This window comes from Curtobacterium sp. AC268 (assembly GCF_979258745.1).
Genome location: NZ_OZ409878.1, coordinates 2,626,157 through 2,646,247, shown reverse-complemented (window position 1 = coordinate 2,646,247; position 20,091 = coordinate 2,626,157). Strand labels below are relative to the sequence as shown.

At 70.7% G+C, this 20,091-nt stretch carries 24 protein-coding genes; 7 read left to right on the top strand and 17 right to left on the bottom strand.

What is annotated here, in order from left to right:
* Window positions 1–104 precede the first annotated feature (104 nt).
* From ACZZ9K_RS12635 to ACZZ9K_RS12590, 10 genes are all read right to left on the bottom strand, one after another.
* The gene (locus ACZZ9K_RS12635) at window positions 105–392 is read right to left on the bottom strand and encodes an HU family DNA-binding protein (RefSeq protein ID WP_017886454.1); all 288 of its coding nucleotides are present in this window, start codon (window positions 390–392) and stop codon (window positions 105–107) included.
* 290 nt (window positions 393–682) lie between these two features.
* On the bottom strand, window positions 683–988 hold the full coding sequence (rpsN, locus tag ACZZ9K_RS12630; RefSeq protein ID WP_017886455.1) for a 30S ribosomal protein S14: 306 nt from the start codon (window positions 986–988) through the stop codon (window positions 683–685).
* 2 nt (window positions 989–990) lie between these two features.
* On the bottom strand, window positions 991–1,161 hold the full coding sequence (gene rpmG, locus ACZZ9K_RS12625) for a 50S ribosomal protein L33 (protein WP_017886456.1): 171 nt from the start codon (window positions 1,159–1,161) through the stop codon (window positions 991–993).
* Window positions 1,161–1,397: a 50S ribosomal protein L28 gene (gene rpmB / locus ACZZ9K_RS12620; protein WP_027464952.1), complete on the bottom strand. Its 237-nt coding sequence runs from the start codon at window positions 1,395–1,397 to the stop codon at window positions 1,161–1,163. Before rpmB ends, rpmG begins: the two co-directional genes overlap by 1 nt.
* Before the next feature lie 322 nt (window positions 1,398–1,719).
* Window positions 1,720–2,415: an alpha/beta fold hydrolase gene (locus ACZZ9K_RS12615; RefSeq protein WP_214526814.1), complete on the bottom strand. Its 696-nt coding sequence runs from the start codon at window positions 2,413–2,415 to the stop codon at window positions 1,720–1,722.
* Between the two features lie 10 nt (window positions 2,416–2,425).
* The gene (locus tag ACZZ9K_RS12610) at window positions 2,426–2,851 is read right to left on the bottom strand and encodes a Fur family transcriptional regulator (RefSeq protein WP_027464954.1); all 426 of its coding nucleotides are present in this window, start codon (window positions 2,849–2,851) and stop codon (window positions 2,426–2,428) included.
* Window positions 2,848–3,786: a metal ABC transporter permease gene (locus ACZZ9K_RS12605; protein WP_071246245.1), complete on the bottom strand. Its 939-nt coding sequence runs from the start codon at window positions 3,784–3,786 to the stop codon at window positions 2,848–2,850. The genes ACZZ9K_RS12610 and ACZZ9K_RS12605 overlap by 4 nt, the downstream gene beginning before the upstream one ends.
* Window positions 3,786–4,631, bottom strand: a complete 846-nt coding sequence (locus ACZZ9K_RS12600; protein WP_463444754.1) for a metal ABC transporter ATP-binding protein — start codon at window positions 4,629–4,631, stop codon at window positions 3,786–3,788. Before ACZZ9K_RS12600 ends, ACZZ9K_RS12605 begins: the two co-directional genes overlap by 1 nt.
* A 47-nt stretch (window positions 4,632–4,678) precedes the next feature.
* Window positions 4,679–5,527, bottom strand: a complete 849-nt coding sequence (locus tag ACZZ9K_RS12595; protein WP_463444219.1) for a metal ABC transporter solute-binding protein, Zn/Mn family — start codon at window positions 5,525–5,527, stop codon at window positions 4,679–4,681.
* 189 nt (window positions 5,528–5,716) lie between these two features.
* Complete coding sequence (locus ACZZ9K_RS12590; RefSeq protein WP_463444218.1) at window positions 5,717–6,985, bottom strand: PTS transporter subunit EIIC; 1,269 nt, start codon at window positions 6,983–6,985, stop codon at window positions 5,717–5,719.
* Between the two features lie 178 nt (window positions 6,986–7,163).
* On the opposite strand from ACZZ9K_RS12590, the gene ACZZ9K_RS12585 reads away from it, so the two are divergent.
* A complete protein-coding gene (locus ACZZ9K_RS12585) occupies window positions 7,164–7,400 on the top strand; it encodes a PTS transporter subunit EIIB (RefSeq protein WP_027464959.1) in 237 nt (78 codons plus the stop codon).
* Window positions 7,397–7,849 carry a PTS sugar transporter subunit IIA gene (locus tag ACZZ9K_RS12580; protein WP_463444217.1) on the top strand — a complete coding sequence of 151 codons (453 nt, stop codon included), beginning with the start codon at window positions 7,397–7,399 and terminating at the stop codon, window positions 7,847–7,849. Before ACZZ9K_RS12585 ends, ACZZ9K_RS12580 begins: the two co-directional genes overlap by 4 nt.
* A 78-nt stretch (window positions 7,850–7,927) precedes the next feature.
* On the opposite strand, the gene ACZZ9K_RS12575 is transcribed toward ACZZ9K_RS12580, so the two are convergent.
* From ACZZ9K_RS12575 to ACZZ9K_RS12550, 6 genes are all read right to left on the bottom strand, one after another.
* Window positions 7,928–8,662 carry a GntR family transcriptional regulator gene (locus tag ACZZ9K_RS12575; RefSeq protein WP_027464961.1) on the bottom strand — a complete coding sequence of 245 codons (735 nt, stop codon included), beginning with the start codon at window positions 8,660–8,662 and terminating at the stop codon, window positions 7,928–7,930.
* 126 nt (window positions 8,663–8,788) lie between these two features.
* Window positions 8,789–9,370: a GNAT family N-acetyltransferase gene (locus tag ACZZ9K_RS12570; RefSeq protein ID WP_463444216.1), complete on the bottom strand. Its 582-nt coding sequence runs from the start codon at window positions 9,368–9,370 to the stop codon at window positions 8,789–8,791.
* Window positions 9,371–9,460: 90 nt separating this feature from the next.
* Entirely contained in the window at window positions 9,461–11,083 is a 1,623-nt protein-coding gene (locus tag ACZZ9K_RS12565; RefSeq protein WP_463444215.1) for a dihydrolipoamide acetyltransferase family protein, read from the bottom strand.
* Window positions 11,084–11,124: 41 nt separating this feature from the next.
* Window positions 11,125–12,084: an alpha-ketoacid dehydrogenase subunit beta gene (locus ACZZ9K_RS12560; protein WP_250898884.1), complete on the bottom strand. Its 960-nt coding sequence runs from the start codon at window positions 12,082–12,084 to the stop codon at window positions 11,125–11,127.
* Between the two features lie 86 nt (window positions 12,085–12,170).
* Window positions 12,171–13,307 (bottom strand): thiamine pyrophosphate-dependent dehydrogenase E1 component subunit alpha, encoded by a 1,137-nt coding sequence (locus tag ACZZ9K_RS12555; protein WP_027464965.1) that lies wholly within the window; start codon window positions 13,305–13,307, stop codon window positions 12,171–12,173.
* 23 nt (window positions 13,308–13,330) lie between these two features.
* Window positions 13,331–14,410: a histidinol-phosphate transaminase gene (locus tag ACZZ9K_RS12550; RefSeq protein ID WP_463444214.1), complete on the bottom strand. Its 1,080-nt coding sequence runs from the start codon at window positions 14,408–14,410 to the stop codon at window positions 13,331–13,333.
* A gap of 61 nt (window positions 14,411–14,471) precedes the next feature.
* On the opposite strand from ACZZ9K_RS12550, the gene ACZZ9K_RS12545 reads away from it, so the two are divergent.
* The 5 genes from ACZZ9K_RS12545 to ACZZ9K_RS12525 all read left to right on the top strand — a co-directional run bounded on the left by ACZZ9K_RS12545 (window position 14,472) and on the right by ACZZ9K_RS12525 (window position 19,034).
* Complete coding sequence (locus ACZZ9K_RS12545; RefSeq protein WP_463444213.1) at window positions 14,472–14,870, top strand: phage holin family protein; 399 nt, start codon at window positions 14,472–14,474, stop codon at window positions 14,868–14,870.
* A gap of 47 nt (window positions 14,871–14,917) precedes the next feature.
* Window positions 14,918–15,430: a low molecular weight protein-tyrosine-phosphatase gene (locus ACZZ9K_RS12540; RefSeq protein ID WP_017886476.1), complete on the top strand. Its 513-nt coding sequence runs from the start codon at window positions 14,918–14,920 to the stop codon at window positions 15,428–15,430.
* Window positions 15,427–16,812, top strand: a complete 1,386-nt coding sequence (gene purB, locus ACZZ9K_RS12535) for an adenylosuccinate lyase (RefSeq protein WP_463444212.1) — start codon at window positions 15,427–15,429, stop codon at window positions 16,810–16,812. Before ACZZ9K_RS12540 ends, purB begins: the two co-directional genes overlap by 4 nt.
* A gap of 180 nt (window positions 16,813–16,992) precedes the next feature.
* Entirely contained in the window at window positions 16,993–18,111 is a 1,119-nt protein-coding gene (locus tag ACZZ9K_RS12530; RefSeq protein ID WP_463444211.1) for a hypothetical protein, read from the top strand.
* Window positions 18,112–18,212: 101 nt separating this feature from the next.
* Complete coding sequence (locus ACZZ9K_RS12525) at window positions 18,213–19,034, top strand: L,D-transpeptidase family protein (RefSeq protein ID WP_463444210.1); 822 nt, start codon at window positions 18,213–18,215, stop codon at window positions 19,032–19,034.
* Window positions 19,035–19,114: 80 nt separating this feature from the next.
* Here the strand turns inward: ACZZ9K_RS12525 and ACZZ9K_RS12520 are convergent, their stop codons facing one another.
* Window positions 19,115–20,029 (bottom strand): LysR family transcriptional regulator, encoded by a 915-nt coding sequence (locus tag ACZZ9K_RS12520; RefSeq protein WP_463444209.1) that lies wholly within the window; start codon window positions 20,027–20,029, stop codon window positions 19,115–19,117.
* Window positions 20,030–20,091 lie beyond the last annotated feature (62 nt).

Genomic DNA, 20,091 nt, shown 5'->3' with positions numbered 1-20,091 from the left:
CCGGGCGCACGCACGCGCGCCCGACCGAGCACACGTCCACGCACGCGCCCCGGGAACGACGAAAGGGACGGCCGAAGCCGTCCCTCCCGATGCGCGGAACAGTCTTACTTGACCGCAGCCTTGAGCTTCGAGCCGGCGCTGACCTTGACCGAGTCGCTCGCGGCGATCTCGATGGCGTCACCCGTCTGCGGGTTGCGGCCGGTGCGGGCGGCGCGGTGCGTCTTCTCGAAGGCGATCCAACCGGGGATCGTGACCTTCGTGCCGTCGGCGACGGACGACGAGACGACGCTGAAGAGCGCGTCGACGACGCCGTTGACGGTGGCCTGGCTCTGGCCGGACTCAGCGGCGACGGCAGCGACGAGCTCGGTGCGGTTCAGTGACTTGTCAGCCATGGATGTCCTCCTCGGACTTCTTGCAGTATCGGTCGGACGCACGTGTCGTCCGGCGCCCGGAGCGGTTGCCCCGTGCCACGGTGCCAGTGGGCCGAGGGCCCGGCGGAACCGGAGTTGAACCTACCAGCCGCCGGGGGTGAAAACCGCCGACTCGCCCGGATTTCCGGGGTTGTCGGGGCTCCGAGGGGGTGCTGGAGGGGCAGATGTGACGAATGACGGCTCGCATGTACCCCGTACACAGCGAACGCCCCGCCACCAGGAGGTGACGGGGCGTCGTGTACTGCGAGTGCTTACCAGGAGCTCTTCGTGATGCCGGGGAGCTCGCCGCGGTGGGCCATGTCACGGAAGCGGACACGGCTGATGCCGAACTCACCGAGGTGGCCACGGGGGCGGCCGTCGATGGCGTCACGGTTGCGGTACCGGATGGGCGATGCGTCGCGGGGCAGCTTCTGCAGGCCCACGCGGGCGGCCTCACGCGACTCGTCGGTGCCGTTCGGGTCCACGAGGGCCTTCTTCAGCTCGAGACGACGCTCGGCGTAGCGCGCGATGATGACGGCACGCTGGTTGTTCTTCGCGATCTTGCTCTTCTTCGCCATGCTTAGCGCTCCTCACGGAAGTCGACGTGCTTGCGGATCACCGGGTCGTACTTCTTCAGCACGAGTCGGTCGGGGTTGTTCCGACGGTTCTTCTTGGTCACGTAGGTGAACCCGGTGCCCGCCGTCGAGCGGAGCTTGATGATCGGACGGATGTCCTGACCCTTTTTCGCCATCAGATCTTCTCCCCACGGGCGAGGAGATCCTTGACGACGGACTCGATGCCACGTGCGTCGATCACCTTGATGCCCTTCGCGCTGAGCGTGAGCGTGACGTTACGACGAAGCGAGGGCACGTAGTACGTCTTCTTCTGCACGTTCGGGTCGAAGCGACGCTTCGTCCGGCGGTGCGAGTGCGAGATGTTGTGACCGAAGCCGGGAACGGCGCCGGTCACCTGGCACACTGCTGCCATGGTTTCCTCCTGAGTACCGTGCGACCGGACGGCCGCACCCAAGTTCACTTGCCTGGTGCACACGCGCACTGCCACCGGGGTGACCGTGCGAGGGGGTTGTGTGCACCGCCCAGGTCCGCATCCCCTGTCGAAGGAGAGCCGGACACCACGCGACCGCGGCGTTCGCGACGGTCGGAGGGCTTGGAACAACGGGTCCGCCGCGCGGACGCGGAGAACCAGGGGTCCACGTTACGCGAGGACCGGGCGTGTCGCAAGCCGCGCCTCCAGGCCTGGAGGCCCGTGGCTGCCGGACAGGGCCGCTCACGCACCCGTGTGGTCGCCCCTACGGCGCCTGCGTCGGCTTGGGCGCGAGCGCCTGCACCATCAGCTCCCCGAGCTGCTGCGGCGCCGTGAACATCGGCCAGTGGCCGGTCTCGAGCCCGACGATGGAGAGCTCCTCGGTCGCGACGAGCTCGGCCGCCCAGGCCTGGTGGTCCGCCACCATCGCCAGCAGCTCGGCGGCGGGGATCTCGCAGGTGATGATCGTCGCGGGGATCGTGTGCCGTGCCGGGTCGGCGTAGTGGAACCGGTCCGACGGCACCGAGGCCGGCTCGGGGATCGCCCGGTGCTCGACGTCCTGCCGGACCTCGGGCGTCATGCCCCGGACGGTGGCGGGTTCCCAGATGTCCCACGACGGCAGCGGCACGACCCCGTCGACCACGGGCAGCTCGTCGTTGACGCACCCGCCCTCGGGCCCCGGGAACGTGTCGACGTAGAGCAGGTGCGCGACGAGCGACGGGCGCTGGTCGGCGGCCATGTACGCGATCGGCCCGGCACCCGAGTGTCCGGCGAGCACGACCGGTTCGTCGGCGGACGCGACGTCGTCCAGGATCGCGACCAACGCGGCGACCTGCTCGTCGAGCGTGTCGCCGTCACGCGTGATCGCCTGCACCGAGTGCCCGGCCTCGCGGAGCACCGGGGCGACGTCGTCCCACGCGCTCGCGTCGAGCCAGAACCCGGGGACCAGGATGACGTGCATGCGGGGCAGGTTACTCGTCGGTTGCGGCGGTCGCGCGGGCTGCCGTGCAGACGGCGCACTCGCCGAAGATGTCGACGACGTGGCTGGCGTTGGTGAACCCGTTGGCGGCGGCGACGTCCTGCGCCCACTGCTCCACCGGGTCCGCCTCGATCTCGACGGTCCGGCCGCAGTTCCGGCAGATCAGGTGGTGGTGGTGCGCGTCCGTCGTGCACGCCCGGTACAGCGATTCGCCGTCCTGCTGCAGCGAGTCGGCGTCGCCCTCGGTGGCCAGGTCGGCGAGGGCCCGGTAGACCGTGGCCAGACCGATGGTCGAGCCCTCGTCCCGCAGGTGCTGGTGCAGCGCCTGCGCGCTGACGAACCCCTCGGTCGAGTCGAGGGCTCCGCGCACCGCTTCGCGCTGCCACGTGTTCCGCTTGGTCTTCTGCACGGCGTTCATGCTGACACCTCTTCCTTCCGACCGGCTGTCGACGTCGTCCCGGCCTGGAGGCCCGGTTCGCCCCCGCCACGCTGGTTCCGGCCGGCGACGCGGTTGCGTCCCCGCCTGTCGCGTCGTGACCCGATGATCCGGCAGACCACCCAGATCGCGAACGAGATCGTTGTCACGTAGGGGCTGATCGGCAGGCCGCCGCCCAGTGCGAGCAGGATGCCACCGACGACCGACGTCACCGCGAACACCGTCGACAGCACGGGCACGACGACCGGGTGCGAGCTGAGGCGCAGGGCCGCGGCCGCCGGGGTGACGAGCAGGGACAGCACGAGCAACGCACCGACGATCTGCACCGACACGGCGGTGGCCAGTCCGAGCACGAGCATGAACACGATCGCGAGGGTCCGCACCGGGATCCCCGCGGCCGCGGCCACGTCGGGGTCGACCGAGGCGAACATCAGCGGGCGCCAGATGACGAGCAGCGTCGCCACGACGATCGCGGCGACCACGATCAGGAACGTCAGCTGCGGGTTGTCGACCGAGACGATCTGCCCGGTGAGCAACCCGAACTTGTTGGCGGCCCGGCCCTTGTAGAGCGCCAGGCAGAGGATGCCGAGCCCGAGCCCGAACGGCATGAGGACGGCGATGATCGAGTTGCGCTCCCGGGCACGCGACCCGAGGACGCCGATGAGCAGGGCAGCGATGACCGATCCGACGAGTGAGCCGGAGACGACGTTCACCCCGAGCAGCAGCGACGCGCTGGCCCCGGCGAACGAGAGCTCCGAGATGCCGTGCACGGCGAAGGGCATGTTCCGGGCGACGACGAACGGTCCGATGAGCCCGCCGACGATGCCGAGCACCGCGCCGGCCCAGATCGAGTTCTGCACCAGCACGAGGAGCTGGCCGTAGTCCTGGAACGAGAAGACGGTCGAGAGCACGTCCATCAGATCCGCCCCTCGTCCGGCTGGTCAGCGTGCGGGTCGACCTCGCCCGGGTGGTGCTCGTGGGCCTCGTTCGCCCCGACGATGACGATGCGTCCCATGGTGCGGACGACGTCGACGGGAGTGCCGTACAGGTCGCTCAGGACGTCGGCGCGCAGGACCTCGTCCGGGGAACCGATCCGGAACCGACCCCCGGCGATGTAGAGCACGCGGTCGACGACGTCGAGGATCGGGTTCACGTCGTGCGTCACGAAGAGCACGGCGGCGTCGCGTTGCCGGCGCTCGCGGTCGATGAGCTCGGTGATCCCGCGCTGGTGCCGCAGGTCGAGCGAGATCAGGGGTTCGTCGCACAGCAGCAGGGCGGGGTCTGCGGCGATGGCCTGCCCGACGCGGGTGCGCTGCTGTTCGCCGCCGGAGAGCTCGGCGACGGGGGCGTTCGCGAAGGCGGTGGCGCCGACCTCGTCGAGGACCCGGTCGATGCGCATCCGATCGGCCTTCGACGCACGTCGGATGCCCCACCGGTGCCCGGTCACGCCCTGGGCGATCATGTCCCGCGCGCGCAGGGGCGTCCCCGCCTCCATCAGACGCTGCTGCGGGATGTAGCCGATCTTCCGGTGGCCGCGGTGCACCGGCTGCCCGAGGAACGACATCGTGCCGCTCGTCAGCCGCTGCTGCCCGAGGACGGTACGGAGCAGTGAGGTCTTGCCGGCGCCGTTCGGGCCGAGGACCGCGACGAACTCCCCCGGCGCGAGGTCGAGGTCGAGGCCTGCCCAGAGCTTCCGGGCGCCGTAGGACAACCCGGCGTCGCGGAGCGCGAGGACCGGACGAGCCGCAGCCCGGTCGTCCACCGTGGTGGTCGCCGGGCCGTGGGTCGCCGCTGCTGCGGTCGAGGTCGTCACTTCTGGAGCGCTGCCTTCACCGCGTCGATGTTCGCCTGCTGCCACGAGACGTAATCCTGCCCCTTGGGGAGCGTCTCCGTGACACCGACGACGGGGATGTCGTTCTGCTCGGCCGCCTTCTGGACCTGTTCGGTCTCGGGGCTCGACGCCTGGTTGTTGTAGGCGAGCAGCTGCACGCGCTTGCCGGTGAACAGCGCGAGGGTGTCGCGGAGGGCCGCCGGCGGGACGTCGTCGCCTTCCTCGATGGCCTCGGAGAAGGCCGGCGGGGTCTCGTTCTCGAGCCCCATCGCGTCGAACAGGTACCCCGGCACCGGCTCGGTGTACGCCACCTTGTCGCCGGAGTCCTGCTTCTTGACGGCGTCGGTCTGGGCCTCGAGGTCCTCGAGCTTGGTGGTGAGCGTGGCGGCGTTCTTCTCGAAGGCGTCCTTGCCGCTCTCGTCGAGCGCGCTGAGGTCCTTCGTGACCGCCTCGACCAGCTTCACCATCGTCGGGTAGCTGTAGAAGACGTGCTCGTTGAACTCGGCACTGCCGCCCTTGTCGAGGCCGGAGAGCTTCACGACGTTGATCGTGTCGGCCTTGGTGTCCGAGGCGTTCGCGAGCGTCGTCATGAAGTCGTCGTACCCGCCACCGTTCTCGATGAGCAGGTCGGCCTTCGACACGGAGAGCTGCGTGCGGGCGCTCGACTCGAACGAGTGCGGGTCCTGCGACGGGTCGCTCAGGATGCTCGTCACGGTGACGGCGTCGCCACCGATCATCTTGACGATCGAGCCGTAGACGTTGGTGGAGGCGACGACGTTGACCGTGCCGTCACCGCTGGCCTCCCCGAGGCGGACGAGGTGGCGCACCCGGTCAGGGCGAGCGCGGCGGCGCCGGCGACGAGCGGGAGGGCGAGGAGGCGGTTGTGCATGGCACGACGCTAACGCCTACTGATAACGATTGTCAAAACCGCTATGAGGGCTCTCAGCGCGACCAGGAGACGGACGGGAGGCCCGGTGCCAGCTGGCACCGGGCCTCCCGTCCGTCGGAACGCGCGTCTACGGCTTGGTGGCCGCGTCGATCGTGTTCTCGGCGATCGTGTCCTCTTCACGCCCGGGGGTGCGGAGGTTCCACTTCTTGATCACGAAACTGAACAGGAAGTAGTAGACGACCGCGTAGCCGAGGCCGATCGGGATGAGCCAGATCGCACCGTCGGCCTTGCCGAAGTTCAGCACGTAGTCGATCGCTCCGGCCGAGAACGAGAACCCGTCGTGGATCCCGAGGGCGTTCACCAGGGCGAGCGAGGTACCCGTGAGCACCGCGTGGATGATGTACAGCGGGAACGCCACGAACATGAACGAGTACTCGAGCGGCTCGGTGATGCCCGTGACGAACGAGGTCAGTGCGGCGGAGATCATGATGCCGCCGACGAGCTTGCGGTTCTGCGGCTTGGCGTTGCGCCAGATCGCGAGGGCACCGGCGGGCAGTGCGAACATCATGATCGGGAAGAAGCCGGTCTGGAAGATGCCGGCGGTCGGGTCGCCAGCGAGGAACCGGGCGATGTCGCCGTGGTAGGTGACGCCGTCGGCACCGGTGAAGCTGCCGAGCTGGAACCACGGGAAGAAGTTGAGCAGCTGGTGCAGCCCGATCGGGATGAGCATGCGGTTCACGAAGCCGAAGATGCCGCCGCCGATCACGGCGTTGTCGGCCACGGCCGTGCCCGCCGCGGTCAGCGCGATGTCGAAGTAGCGGTACACGAAGGACATCGCGACGGCGATGACGAGACCCGCGACCGCGGTGAGGATGGGGACGAGGCGACGGCCCGAGAAGAACCCGAGGAAGTCGGGCATCTTCGTGCGGTGGAACTTCTCCCACATGACCGCGGAGACGAGACCCATCACGATGCCGCCGAGCACGCCGAAGTTGATCGTCGCCTGGTCACCGTTGGCGTCCTTCACACCGGCGAGGACGATCGGAGACATGGCGGCGAACACCTGGTACATGACCATGTACCCGACGACGGCCGCGAGCGCGGTGGTGCCGTCGGACTTCTTGGCCCAACCGATCGCGATGCCGACCGCGAAGAGCAGCGGGAGCCAGGTGAAGACACCGTTGCCCGCGGCCGCGATGATCGTCGCGCCCTGCTCGAAGCCGGGGATCGCGCCGAGCATGTCGGACTGGCCCAGGCGGAGCAGGATGCCCGCTGCAGGCATGACCGCGATCGGCAGGAGCAGACTCCGTCCGAGGCGCTGGGCCTGTGCGAACAGCCGTGACTGCTTCTTCGGCTTCTTCTTCTCCGGCACATCCGTGGCAGTGGTGGCGCTCATCGGAGGTCCTCTCGTCATTGGGTGGAGCTGTCGGGGTGAGTTGAGTCGTGCAGCCAGCGCAGGTAACCTCGGCGGTGTCGCCAGGTCCGGTCCTGTCCGGTCATGACCAGTTCCGTAGTCTGATCCGCGAGCGGTCCGGTGTCAACCTGCGACGCAAACCCTTAACGAGGAGGAAACGATGGCCGACATCAAGGCAGCCGACATCATCGCCGCACTCGGCGGTGCCGAGAACATCGAAGAGGTCGAGGGCTGCATCACGCGCCTCCGTGTCGAGGTCGAGGACGGGGACCTGGTCGACAAGGCCGCCCTGCAGGCAGCCGGAGCCCAGGCGGTCATCGGTGGCGGCACCGGCTGGCAGGTCATCGTCGGCACGGTCGCCGACAACCTCGCCCAGGACATCCAGGACGAACTGTGACCGTCGTCCGCACCCCGTTCGGCGGCCCGGTCGTCGCCCTCGCCGACGTGCCCGACCCGGTGTTCGCCGGGCAGCTCGTCGGTGCCGGCGTCGCGGTCGACCCGACGGGCGTCGAGGGCGCGGTCACCGCGGTGGCCCCGGTCGACGGCACCATCGTGAAGCTGCACCCGCACGCGTTCGCCCTGCAGGGCGCCGCTGGCACCGATGTCCTGGTGCACGTCGGCATCGACACCGTGAAGCTCTCCGGCGAGGGCTTCGAGCTCCTCGCGACCGAGGGCGACACCGTCACCACCGGTGACCCCGTCGTCCGGTTCACCCCCTCGGTCATCTCGGCCGCCGGGTACTCGCCGATCTGCCCGGTCGTCGTGCTCGGCTCGACGCCGGACAGCGTCGACCAGGGGAAGGTCGGCACCACGGTGCTCGACGGCGAAACCCTCTTCGAGGTCTAGGGGTTTTTCCTCGTCGAGAGCGACCGTGCGCTGCGGGACACCCGCGGCACACGGTCGCTTTCGCGTTGCTGGGCGGGTCTACGCGACCGCGGGGGTCGCGGTGACCTCCATCTGCACGCGGTAACGGTCCGATCGGTACCAGCTGCGGGTGTGCTCCACGGGTCGCTCCCCCGCGTACGACACCCGGTCGAACTCGAGCACCGGTGCTCCGGTCTTCGTGCCGAGCAGCGTCGCGACGTCGTCGGCCGCCGGGTTCGCCGCGACCGTCTGCTGCGCGCGGTCGATCGGGGTGCCGTACTCCGTGGCGATGATCGAGTACACCGACCCGGACAGGTCGTGGTCGAGCAGGCCCGGGAACGCGTCGGCCACGAGCCAGGCGTCGTCGATCGAGACCGGGGCGCCGTCGGCCATCCGCAGACGCTTCACGTGGAAGGCCGGCACGTCCTGATCGATCCGCAGGGCCGCGGCGGTGTCGGCCGGCGGCACGCGTTCCTCGCGCACGAGCACCACGGTGGTCGGTTCGTGCCCCATCGCCCGCATCTCCTCGGTGAACGAGGCGAGGTGCAGCGTCGACTGCACGGGCCGGTGCGCGACGAAGGTGCCCTTGCCGCGGACGCGCTCCAGGTACCCCTCGTTCACCAGCTGTCCGAGGGCTTCACGCACGGTGATCCGGGAGACGCCGTACTCGGCGATGAGCTGGCGTTCGGACGGGATCGCAGCGCCGGGAGCCAGCCGTGTGGTGACGAGGTCGAGCAGGATGCGCCGCAGCTGCTGGTGCTTCGGTTCGGCACCCTCGGTGATGCGGCTCGTCATGCGTCCCTCGTGCTCCGTTGCTGGTCCTGGGCGGTGGTCATGCGCGGACATGACCAGTGCCCATCACAGTAGCGAGTCAGGCCGGGAAGACCAACGTGCGCGGTGACGAAGGGACGGAGTCGGTGCTCAGGCGTTGGCGACGAGCCAGGCGAACTGCTCGTCGGAGAGCAGCCGATCGGTCCAGACCTGCCCCTCGACCCCGGCGGCCGCACGGTTCTGCGCTGCGGGAGCCCCCTGCCACACCAGAGACAGGCCCGCACGACGCAGCACGGCTGCAGAAGCAGGGTTGTTCGTGAGCACGCGGCCGGTCACCGGGACGTCCGGAGCGGCGTCGGCGGCGGCACGGGCGGCAGCGAGGGCTATCTCGGACGCGAAGCCCTGCCCCCATGCCGCGGGCGCCAGACGGTAGCCGAGGTTCCAGACCCCACCGGCGGTCATGTCGACCCCGCCCACACCGACGAAGGCGTGGTCGGAGGCGATGCGGACCGCCCAGGACCCGAGGCCGTGGCGTGCACGACCGCCGATCTTGCGCTGCACCATGTCCACGCTCGAGCTCCGCGCCACGTGCCGACCCGTGGGCAGGTGCTGCCACGTGCGGGCGTCCGAGAAGAGCGCGTGCACGTCGTCGATGTCGGCCGGGGTCAGCGGGGTGAGCAGGAGGCGATCCGTTCGGATCTCCTGCGAGGGGGTCAGGAGCTGGTGGACCATGCACCGATCATGCCGCCGACCCCCGACATCCGTGTGAACACCACGCGACGTTTGCGGAAGCCCGCAGGAGACCGGCAGCAGGCCGAAGCGCTAGTCGAGCAGGAGCGCGGGCTCCTCGAGCACCGAGGCGACGTCGTGCACGAAGCGGGACGCCACGTCACCGTCGACGACCCGGTGGTCGAACGAGGCACCGATGGTCGTCACCATGCGCGAGCGGACCTCGCCGTCGACGACCCACGGCTTCGGCTTGATCGTGCCCATGGCGACGATCGCCACCTCGCCCGGGTTGAGGATCGGGGTCCCGGTGTCCATGCCGAACACACCGATGTTCGTGATCGACACCGTGCCGTTGGCCATCTGCTTCGGCGTGGTCTTACCGTCGCGGGCGGTCAGGGTGAGCTCCTCGAGCGCCTGTGCCAGCTCGAGCAGCGACATGTCCTGCGCGTCCTTGATGTTCGGCACGATGAGCCCGCGCGGGGTCGCCGCGGCGATGCCGAGGTTCACGAAGTGGTGGACGATGATCTCGCGGTCGGTCCAGGTCGAGTTCACCGAGCGGTTCCGGCGGACGGCCCAGATGACGGCCTTCGCGACGATGAGCAGCGGCGAGACCTTGACGCCGGCGAACGTCGGCGAGGCCTTGAGCCGCTTGACGAACTCCATCGTGTGGGTCGCGTCGACGTCGACGAACAGCGACACGTGGGGTGCCGTGAACGCGGACGTCGTCATCGCGGTGGCGATGGCCTTGCGGACACCCTTGACCGGGATCGTCTCGCTGCGGACCTCGCCCCACTCGGGCGTCTCGATGTTCCGGAAGACGCTGGCCTGCTTCGCGTGCCGGATGACGTCGTCGCGGGTGACCTCGCCGGCAAGACCGGTCGCGACGATCTCGGTCAGTTCGACGCCGAGGTCCTTCGCGAGCTTCCGGATCGGCGGCTTCGCCAGCACGTTGGTCGCGGTGCTCTGCTTGTGCGCGGAGCCCGTGCCGAGGGCGCTGATCGCCTCGGCGGTGCTCTCCTCGCCCGGGTCGACGGAGGCTTCGGCAGCCGCGGCGCTGTCCACACTGGAGGCGCGGCTCGCCTCGGCCGCGAGCGCTGCGGCCCGGCGGGCACCCGGCTTGCGACGCGAGGGCGACGAGGTCGCCGAGCCGTAGCCGACGAGGACGGCGCCGGAGGACTCGTCCGTGCCCTGGACGGAAGCGTCGACCGCGACCGGTTGGACCGGCGCCGCCGGCGCGACGGCAGCAGCCAGAGCAGGCACGGCCGGAGCGGGGGCAGCCGGAGCAGGGGCAGCAGCGGCGCGCGCCGGAGCGGGCGGGGTCTGCGCGACCGGAGTCGACGGGGTGGCCGCGGCCGGCGGGGTGGACGCGACCACCGGCGAGACGGGTGCGGTCTGGGCGACGGGCGCCGCGCCTCCAGGCTGCTCGACAGGCTGTTCCGCGGGCGGCGTGAGGGCCGCACCGGAGGCGACCGAGGCGTCCGAGTCGACACGGATGATCGGCTTGCCGACCTCGACCGTGTCGCCCTCGGACACGAGCAGCCCCGTGACGGTGCCGGCGAACGGCGACGGCAGCTCGACGAGCGACTTCGCGGTCTCGATCTCGACGAGTACCTGGTCGACGGCGATCTCGTCCCCGATCGCGACGCGCCACTGCACGATCTCGGCCTCGGTGAGACCTTCACCCACGTCGGGCAGGGGGAATTCGGCGGCGGCCACTACGGCTCCTTCGCGGATCTGGTCGAGCTCGGTCGGACGGGTCAGTAGGCGAGGGCGCGGTCGACGGCCTCGAGGATGCGGTCGGCATCCGGCAGGTGCAGGTGCTCGAGCTTCGACACCGGGAACGGCACGTCGAAGCCGGAGACCCGGAGCGGCGGTGCCTGCATCGTGTAGAACGCCCGCTCGGCGACGGTCGCGGCGATCTCGCTGCCGACGCTGACGAAGCCGGAGGCCTCTTGTGCGATGACCAGGCGACCGGTCTTGCGGACGGAGGCCAGCAGCGGCTCCCAGTCGATCGGCGAGATCGAGCGGAGGTCGATGACCTCGCAGCTGGTGCCCTCGGCCTCGGCGATGTCCGCCGCCTGCATCAGGGTGGCGACCATCGCGCCGTGCCCGACGAGCGTGACCTCGGTGCCGGTGCGGGCGACGCGGGTCGTGTGCATCGGGACGTGGCCGTCGACCAGGTCCACCTGGCCCTTGGGCCAGTAGCGGGACTTCGGCTCGAGGAAGACCACCGGGTCCTTCGACGCGATGGCTTCCTGGATCATCCAGTAGGCGTCGTTCGGGGTGCTCGGGCTGACGACCCGCAGGCCCGGGGTGTGCGCGAAGTACGTCTCCGGGGACTCCTGGTGGTGCTCCACGGCGCCGATGTGTCCGCCGTAGGGGATGCGGATGACGACGGGCAGCGACATGTGTGCCGGCAGGCGGTTCGCCATCTTCGCGAGTTGCGAGGTGATCTGGTCGAAGCCGGGCCACACGAAGCCGTCGAACTGGATCTCGACGACCGGCCGGTAGCCGCGCAGGGCGAGGCCGATCGCGGTGCCGATGATGCCGGCCTCGGCGAGCGGGGTGTCCCGAACGCGCTCGGCGCCGAAGCGGTCCTGCAGGCCCTCGGTGATGCGGAAGACGCCGCCCAGCTGGCCGATGTCCTCGCCCATCAGCAGGACCTTGTCATCTGCTTCCATGGCCGCGGCGAGCCCGGCGTTCAGGGCCTTGGCCATCGGCAGGGTCGGGGTGGGGTCACTCGGGACCTCGCCGGCGCCCGGGTGGGAGCGCAGGGTGTAGTCGAAGAGCTGCTCGGTGGTGCTCATGCGTGGGCGCCCCCTTCGAAGCCGGCCTCGTACTGGGCGAGCCAGGCCTTCTGCTCGGCGATCCGCGGGTGCGGCTCGCGGTACACGTTGTCGAACATGACGTCGACGGACGGTGCGGTCAGGGCGACGGTGCGGCGTCGGACGTCGGCGGCGATGTCCTCGCCCTCTTCGTCGAACGCGGCGAACTGCTCGTCCGTCGCACCCTTCGAGCGCAGGTACGCCTCGGACCGGACGATCGGGTCGCGGAGGACCCATTCCTCGAGCTCGCCGTCGGCACGGTACCGGCTCGGGTCGTCGGAGCTGGTGTGCGCACCGATGCGGTAGGTGTCCGCCTCGATGAAGGCCGGGCCCTGGCCGCTGCGGGCGTGCTCGGTCGCGACGACCGAGGCCGTGTAGGACGCGAGGATGTCGTTGCCGTCGATCAGGACACTCGGGATCCCGAAGCCGCGCGGGCGGTCGACGAGCGGCGTCGGGGACTGCACCGACACCGGCACCGAGATGGCCCAGTGGTTGTTCTGCAGGAAGAAGACGACCGGGGCCTTGGTCGACGCGGAGAACACAAAGGCCTCGTTCACGTCGCCCTGGCTGGTGGCGCCGTCGCCGAAGTAGACGATCGAGCAGGCGTCGCGGTCCGGGTCGCCCGTGCCGACGTCGCCGTCGAGCTTCTGGCCGAGCGCGTACCCGGTGGCGTGCAGGGTCTGCGAGCCGATCACCAGGGTGGAGATGTGCGTGTTGCCGCGCTGGTCCGGGTCCCACCCGCCGTGGGTCTGCCCGCGGTACATCGCGATGATCTCCATCGGCTCGACGCCGCGGTGCATGGTGACGGCGTGCTCGCGGTAGGACGGGAACACGTGGTCCTGGGCGCGGAGGGCGAAGGCCGAGCCGGTCTGCGCGGCCTCTTGCCCGTGGCTGGGCACCCACAGGCCGAGCTGGCCGGTGCGCTGGAGGTTGTGGCCGGCGTGGTCGAACCGACGGGTCAGCACCATGCGGCGGTGCATCGCCAGCAGGGTCTCGTCGGGGATCGCCCGCGCGGCGGCGGCGAACTCGGCGTTCTCGTCGGTCTCCACGAACCGACCCTCGGGGTCGAGGAGCCGGACGGTGGTCGTCGCGGGAGCCGCGGCGCGGAATGACATGCGGGCCAGCGTAGCGCCAGGCACTAGTCGGCCACCTGGAGGTCCCCCACAAGTGAGCGGGCTGTTTGGAGGAGCGTTTCCACAGCTTCGTGCTCGCCGATCGAGATGCGGATGCCCTCTGGCGGGAAGGCCCGGACGATGATGCCGGCGTCCTCGAACGCGGCCGCCGCGGCGACGGTCCGCTCGCCCGTCGGCAGCCAGAGGAAGTTGCCCTGGGCGTCGGGGACGTCCCAGCCCTGTCCCCGGAGCTCGACGACGATCCGGTCGCGCAGGGTCGCGATCTCGGTCACGCGCTCGAGCAGCTCGGCCTCGCGTTCCAGGCTGGCGAGCGCCGCTGCCTGGCCCTGGGCGGTCACGGACAGCGGGATCGCGCAGGCACGGACGGCGTCGAGCACGTAGTCCGGACCGAGCGCGTAGCCCACCCGGAGCCCGGCGAGCCCGTACGCCTTCGAGAAGGTGCGGAGGACCACGAGGTTGGGGTGCGCGGCGAGCAGCGGGTGGCCGTGCACGGCGGCCTCGTCCGTCACGAACTCGGCGTATGCCTCGTCGAGCACGACCAGCACCGACTGCGGCACCGCGGCCATGAACGCGTCGAACTCCGCGGCGGTCACGATCGGCCCCGTCGGGTTGTTCGGCGAGCAGACGAGCACCATGCGGGTGCGTTCGGTGACGGCCGCGGCCATCGCGTCGAGGTCGTGCCCACCGTCGGCGCGGTTCGGCACCTGCACGCTGGTGGCGCCGGCGACCGTGACGACGCCCGGGTACGCCTCGAACGAGCGCCACGCGTAGACGATCTCGTCACCGGGGCCGGAGGTCGCGCGGGCGAGTTCGTGCAGGATCGCGACACTGCCCGGGGCGACGTGCACCTGCTCGGCGGTCAGCCCGAAGCGGTTGGCCAGCACAGCGCGCAGGGCGAGGGCGGTGGCGTCGGGGTAGCGGTTGTACGAGGTCTGGGCCTGCACGGCCTCGACGACCCCGGGGAGCGGCGGGAACGGGTTCTCGTTGCTCGACAGCTTGAAGGCGGAGTCGGACGCCTGTCGCCCCTGCTTGTACGCGGGGAGGACGGCCACCTCGGGCCGGATGTGCACACGCTGCTCGCTCACGGGTTCAGGCTACCGGCAGGCCCACGGCACCCACGAGGGGAAGCGAGGGCATCATGGGCGCATGCGATTCCTCGTCCGCCTCGTCGTCAACGCCCTCGCGCTCTGGCTCACCACGCTGATCGTCAGCGGCGTCTCCGTCACGCCGTTCGGTGACGGCGGGACCACCGCGACCGTCCTCACCTTCCTGCTCGTGGCGTTCGTGTTCGGTCTCGTGAACGCGGTGATCGGCACGGTCATCCGGATCGTGGCGTTCCCGATCTACATCCTCACGCTCGGGCTCATCTCGTTCGTCGTGAACGCGGTCCTGCTGCTCATCGTCGCGGGCATCTCGGACGCGTTCGGCTTCGGGCTCGAGGTCGACTCCTTCGGCTGGGGCATCGTCGGTGCCTTCGTGCTCGCGGTCTTCGCCTGGCTGATCGGGCTCTTCGCCCGCCCGGTGCTCAACCGCCAGCGGGCGTGACCCCGGCGGGCCTCGCGGAGGACCCCGCCCTGCGTCATGATGTGCTCATGACCCAGGACGTCGACGCCCCGTTCCGCGTCTCGTTCGTCTGCAGCGGCAACATCTGCCGCTCCCCCATGGCCGGTGTCGTCTTCGCGCAGATCGCCGCGGACGCCGGCCTCGCCGACCGGTTCCAGGTGGAGTCGGCCGGCACCGGTGACTGGCACGTCGGCGAACCCGCCGACGAGCGCACGATCGCAGCGCTGGCGGCGCGCGGATACGATGGCAGCAGGCATCGCGCCCGTCAGTTCGACCCGGACCGGTTCCCGGACCTCGACCTGGTGGTCGCACTCGACCGCTCCCACGAGCGCATCCTGCGTTCGTGGGCCCCGACCATGGACGACTCCGCCAAGGTGACGCTCCTGTTGCGGTACGACGCCGCCTGGCCCCAGCAGGCCGACGTGCCGGACCCGTACTACGCGGACCGGCACGAGTTCGACCGAGTGCTCTCGACCGTCGAACGGGCCTGCCGGGCGCTCTTCCACCAGCTCGAGCCGGCAGTCCGTCAGGGAGCCCCATGACCCCCCTTCCCCCGCAGCCGATCAGCCCGCTCGACGGGCGCTACTACCCGATCGTGCACACGGTGGGCGAGCACCTCTCCGAGGCCGGCCTCAACCGCGCGCGCATCGTGGTCGAGGTCGAGTGGCTCATCTTCCTGACCGACCACGCGATGTTCACCACCTCGCCGCTCAGCGTCGACGACAAGGCCGCGCTGCGCCGGATCGCCTCGACCTTCGGCCAGGACCAGATCGCGGAGCTCGCCGACATCGAGGCGACGACCCGGCACGACGTCAAGGCCGTCGAGTACTTCGTGCGCCGCCGGCTGTCCGAGCTCGGGCTCGACGCGATCGCCGAGCTCACCCACTTCGCCGCCACGAGCGAGGACGTCAACAACCTGTCCTACGCACTCACGGTGCGGGACACCGTCGACCAGGTCTGGCTGCCCGGCTTCCGCGCCGTGCTCGAGAAGCTCCGGACGCTCGCCGTCGAGCTGAAGAGCGTGCCGATGCTCTCGCACACCCACGGTCAGCCGGCCACCCCGACGACGCTCGGCAAGGAGCTCGCGGTCGTCGTCTACCGGCTCGAGCGCGTCCTCGCCCAGATCGAGGGCGGCGAGTACCTCGGCAAGTTCTCCGGCGCGACCGGCACCTTCTCGGCACACCTCGCCGCGGACCCCGAGGCCGACTGGCCCGCGCTGTCCCGCGAGTTCGTCGAGGGCCTCGGCCTGACGTGGAACCCGCTCACCACGCAGATCGAGTCGCACGACTGGCAGGCCGAGCTCTACGACCGGGTGCGTCACGCCAACCGGATCCTGCACAACCTGGCGACCGACGTGTGGACCTACATCTCGATGGGGTACTTCACCCAGATCCCCGTCGCAGGTGCGACCGGGTCGTCGACGATGCCGCACAAGATCAACCCGATCAAGTTCGAGAACGCCGAGGCGAACCTCGAGATCTCGTCGGCGCTCTTCTCGACGCTGTCCGAGACCCTCGTGACGAGCCGGCTGCAGCGCGACCTGACCGACTCCACCACCCAGCGGAACATCGGTGTCGCGTTCGGGCACTCGCTGCTCGCGCTCGACAACCTGCGCCGCGGTCTGGGCGAGATCGCCGTGAACGAGGCCAAGCTCGCCGACGACCTCGACCACAACTGGGAGGTCCTCGCCGAGGCCATCCAGACGGTCATCCGTGCCGAGGTCACCGCCGGGCAGTCGAACATCGAGGACCCCTACGCGATGCTCAAGGAGCTCACGCGGGGCAAGCGGGTGAGCCAGCAGGACCTCATCGTGTTCGTGAACCGTCTGGACATCTCCGACGGCGCGAAGGCCCGGCTGACGAACCTGACGCCGGCGACCTACACGGGTCTGGCGGACGAGCTGGTCGACCACCTCGACGTCTGACGTCGAGGACCGCCGTCCGGCGTCAGCCGACGCCGGACGGCGTCGGCTGACGTTCACGTGACACGCGACGCTCCCTCACGTAAGCTCGCGTCGGATGCTGGGGGGACCGCGACGTCGCGGAGCACGGAACCGGGTCCGCGCTGCACCCCGCTCGGGTGCTCGAACCGGAAGAACCCGTCCATGCGCCGTACCACCATCGTCACCGCCGCCGCGGTGACCGCGCTCGCAACCGCGCTCGTCGCCCTCCCGGGCGTCGCCACGGCCGAGAACGCGCCGAGCCCGACCCCCACCGCGTCCCAGCAGTCCATCACGGGCACGGTGGGCGAGGGCACCGCGGCGAAGGCTGCACCCCAGAGCCGCGCCGCGACGGCGGCCGGCACCGAGTGGGTCACCGCGGACGACCTCACCACCTGGACGAGCGGCGCCTTCCCGGCGACCTGGTTCACCACGGGCGGCACGCCCACCTTCGGTGCGAGCGGTGCGACGCTGTCGACCGGCACGCTCCTGGCACACACCACGACCGGCAGCGCCGCGACCGACCTCACCGACGTCCGCAGCACGGCGAAGGCGTCGCAGGACGGCCTGGGGCTCGGCACCGCCGACCTCGTCGCGACCGGCGACGCGCGCTACGCGCTGGTGATCGACACCGCCGGTTCGACCGACAACGCCCCGGGCGACGGCGTCGTCCTGACCACCTCGGCCACCGGGCCCACCGCTGTCGACGGCACCTGGACCGCCACGCTGCCCGTCGGCACGATCGCCGCGGGCACCCCGGCGACCCTCGCCGCCTTCCAGGCCCAGTTCGCCGCGACCACGCCGGACGCCACGATCAACGCGTACGGCGCGCTGACGCTCACCGGCGCCGGCACGGTCACGGGGATCTCCCGGAACAGCGACGACACCTACTTCACCCCCGAGCCGACCGGCACGATCCGGGTGCAGACACCGACCACGTCGTCGTCGCTCCGCGACCCGGGCGTGCAGGTCACCGCGACCGGTTTCCTGCCGGGTGAGAAGGTGCTGCCCGCGGTCCTGCTGCAGGACCTCGAGTACGTCGGTGCGGACCAGGTCCTCACCGCCGACGCGGACGGCAACGTCTCCGGGACCGTCACGTTCAGCTCCGACATCCCGGCCGGCGACGTCGCGTTCATCCTGAGCGGTGACGACAGCGGCATCCTGGTCAGCTTCGCCGTGACGGTCGTCGCCGACCCGACGACGCCGGGCACCGACCCCGCCCCGGTCGACGACCCCGCCCCCGTCGCGGTGCCGGTCCCGGGCAACGCGGCCTTCACCGGCTGACCCGCAGCACCGACCGAACCGACACCCACCGCGGTGTCCGACGGCGTCCGGCCAGTTCCACGCCGGGCGCCGTCGCCACGTCAGAACCGAGGAGCCGCACCGTGCCCCGACCGTCGTCGTCACGACTCCGCCCCGGGCTGCTCGCCGCCGCCGTGGCGGTCGCCGTCGCCGCGGTGATCATCGTCCTGGCGCTGCGGCCGTGGTCCGCTCCGGCCGCCGCGCCCAACCCGACGCCCTCGTCGGTCGCATCGAGCACGCCGACGCCCAGCCCGACCCGGGGACCGACCCCGACACCGACGCCGAGCGCCGCTCCGGTGGACGCCGTGCACGCGCCGGTGACGTCGACGGTCGCTGCGGTCCGTGGCGCGTCGATCGCGGTGCACGCCGAGCCCGGCGGCGCGGTCACGACCACCCTGCCGAACCCCCAGGCCTCCGGAGCCCCGCTCGTGTTCCTCGTGGTCGCACAGCAGGACGGCTGGGTGCAGGTGCAGCTCGCACAGCGTCCGAACGGCAGCACCGGCTGGGTGGAGGAGACGTCCGTCGACCTGTCAGCCGACCCGTACGCGATCGTCGTGACGAGGTCGACCAACACCCTCGAGCTCTACCGGGGCGGGAAGGTCGTCGACCGCTACCCCGTCGCGACCGGTACCGGTGGGACTCCGACCCCGACGGGGCACTTCGCGCTGACCGAGCTCCTCGCGCCGACCAACGCCGGGTACGGCCCGTACGCGTACGGCACGACCGCGTTCTCCGACGTGCTGAACTCGTTCGGCGGTGGTCCGGGGCAGATCGGGCTGCACGGCACCGATGACTCGTCGAGCATCGGCACCGACTCGTCGCACGGCTGCGTCCGCATGCACAACGCCGACATCACGGCGCTGGCGGAGCTCCTGCCGCTCGGCACGCCGTTCCAGGTGCGCTGACGTTCCAGGGGCGCTGACGTTTCAAGAGCGCTGACGCGGCCTGGAGGCACGGCGCGCGTCCGGCGGTGGGCGCCACCGTCTCAGGTGGTGACCTCCAGGGCGACGGCGACCAGCGCCTCCAGGACGGTGCGCACCACGGGCCGGACGGCACGGTCGGGGCGGACCAGTGCCTCGATGCGGCGTCCGGCACGGACGTCGGCGAGTTCCGCCAGGTGGAAGCGCCCGGCGGCCCGCGTGCCCGACGTGTACCGCGGGACGAGTGCGATGCCGTGCCCTGCCGCCACCAGGTTCTCGATGACCGGCAGGTGGATCGTGCGGAACGCGACGCTCGGCGGGGTGTCCGTCGCCGCGGCCATCGCGTGCAGCACCCGGTCGATCGGGTACCCCTCCGGCACGCCGATCCAGCGTTCCCCGACGACCTCGTCGATGCCCACGCGTGCGCGGCCGACCAGGGCGTGCCCGGGCGGCAGGGCGACGTCGAGCGGTTCGCGCAGGAGCGGCAGGGTGTCGACCGATCCCTGATCGGCCGGTCGGACGCCGTCCGACCGGTGCCCGACGACCACGTCGTGGTCCGCGGCGAGCGGTGCGAACTCCCCCTCGCCGACGTCCACGTCGACCAGGGTCAGCGCGATGCCGGGGTGCGCCTGCATCCGGGTGAGCACGCCGGGCAACAGCAGTTCGGCGGCGGACGGGAAGATCGCCAGGGACACCGGTCCGGTCGTGCCGCCGAGGTGTTCCTGCCAGGCGGCGTCCACCCGGGCGATGGCGGTCGCGACCCCGGGTGCCAGGCCTGCCAGGACCTGGCCGTGCGGGGTCAGGCGGACGCCGCGCCCGACGCGTTCGACCAGCGGGACCCCGACCTGCCGCTGCAGCGTCTGCAGCTGCTGGGAGACGGCGCTCGGTGTGCGGTGGGTGGCCTCGGCGACGGCCGTGACACTGCCACGCTCAGCGAGCTCACGGAGGACCGCCAGCAGCTGCACGTCGAAGTCGACCATGCAGGGACCCTACATCGTGCTTCGCGAAGGTTTCGATGGACCTACAACGTGCGGACCGGGAC

Coding starts and splice junctions, on each gene's coding strand:
- ACZZ9K_RS12530 (WP_463444211.1), top strand. CDS start 16,993: ATGCGCCGTACCACCATCGTCACCGCCGCCGCGGTGACCGCGCTCGCA.
- ACZZ9K_RS12605 (WP_071246245.1), bottom strand. CDS start 3,786: ATGGACGTGCTCTCGACCGTCTTCTCGTTCCAGGACTACGGCCAGCTC.
- ACZZ9K_RS12615 (WP_214526814.1), bottom strand. CDS start 2,415: ATGCACGTCATCCTGGTCCCCGGGTTCTGGCTCGACGCGAGCGCGTGG.
- ACZZ9K_RS12610 (WP_027464954.1), bottom strand. CDS start 2,851: ATGAACGCCGTGCAGAAGACCAAGCGGAACACGTGGCAGCGCGAAGCG.
- ACZZ9K_RS12570 (WP_463444216.1), bottom strand. CDS start 9,370: ATGGTCCACCAGCTCCTGACCCCCTCGCAGGAGATCCGAACGGATCGC.
- ACZZ9K_RS12520 (WP_463444209.1), bottom strand. CDS start 20,029: ATGGTCGACTTCGACGTGCAGCTGCTGGCGGTCCTCCGTGAGCTCGCT.
- rpmG (WP_017886456.1), bottom strand. CDS start 1,161: ATGGCGAAAAAGGGTCAGGACATCCGTCCGATCATCAAGCTCCGCTCG.
- purB (WP_463444212.1), top strand. CDS start 15,427: ATGACCCCCCTTCCCCCGCAGCCGATCAGCCCGCTCGACGGGCGCTAC.
- ACZZ9K_RS12555 (WP_027464965.1), bottom strand. CDS start 13,307: ATGTCATTCCGCGCCGCGGCTCCCGCGACGACCACCGTCCGGCTCCTC.
- ACZZ9K_RS12560 (WP_250898884.1), bottom strand. CDS start 12,084: ATGGCCAAGGCCCTGAACGCCGGGCTCGCCGCGGCCATGGAAGCAGAT.
- ACZZ9K_RS12585 (WP_027464959.1), top strand. CDS start 7,164: ATGGCCGACATCAAGGCAGCCGACATCATCGCCGCACTCGGCGGTGCC.
- rpmB (WP_027464952.1), bottom strand. CDS start 1,397: ATGGCAGCAGTGTGCCAGGTGACCGGCGCCGTTCCCGGCTTCGGTCAC.
- ACZZ9K_RS12590 (WP_463444218.1), bottom strand. CDS start 6,985: ATGAGCGCCACCACTGCCACGGATGTGCCGGAGAAGAAGAAGCCGAAG.
- ACZZ9K_RS12540 (WP_017886476.1), top strand. CDS start 14,918: ATGACCCAGGACGTCGACGCCCCGTTCCGCGTCTCGTTCGTCTGCAGC.
- ACZZ9K_RS12575 (WP_027464961.1), bottom strand. CDS start 8,662: ATGACGAGCCGCATCACCGAGGGTGCCGAACCGAAGCACCAGCAGCTG.
- ACZZ9K_RS12545 (WP_463444213.1), top strand. CDS start 14,472: ATGCGATTCCTCGTCCGCCTCGTCGTCAACGCCCTCGCGCTCTGGCTC.
- ACZZ9K_RS12635 (WP_017886454.1), bottom strand. CDS start 392: ATGGCTGACAAGTCACTGAACCGCACCGAGCTCGTCGCTGCCGTCGCC.
- rpsN (WP_017886455.1), bottom strand. CDS start 988: ATGGCGAAGAAGAGCAAGATCGCGAAGAACAACCAGCGTGCCGTCATC.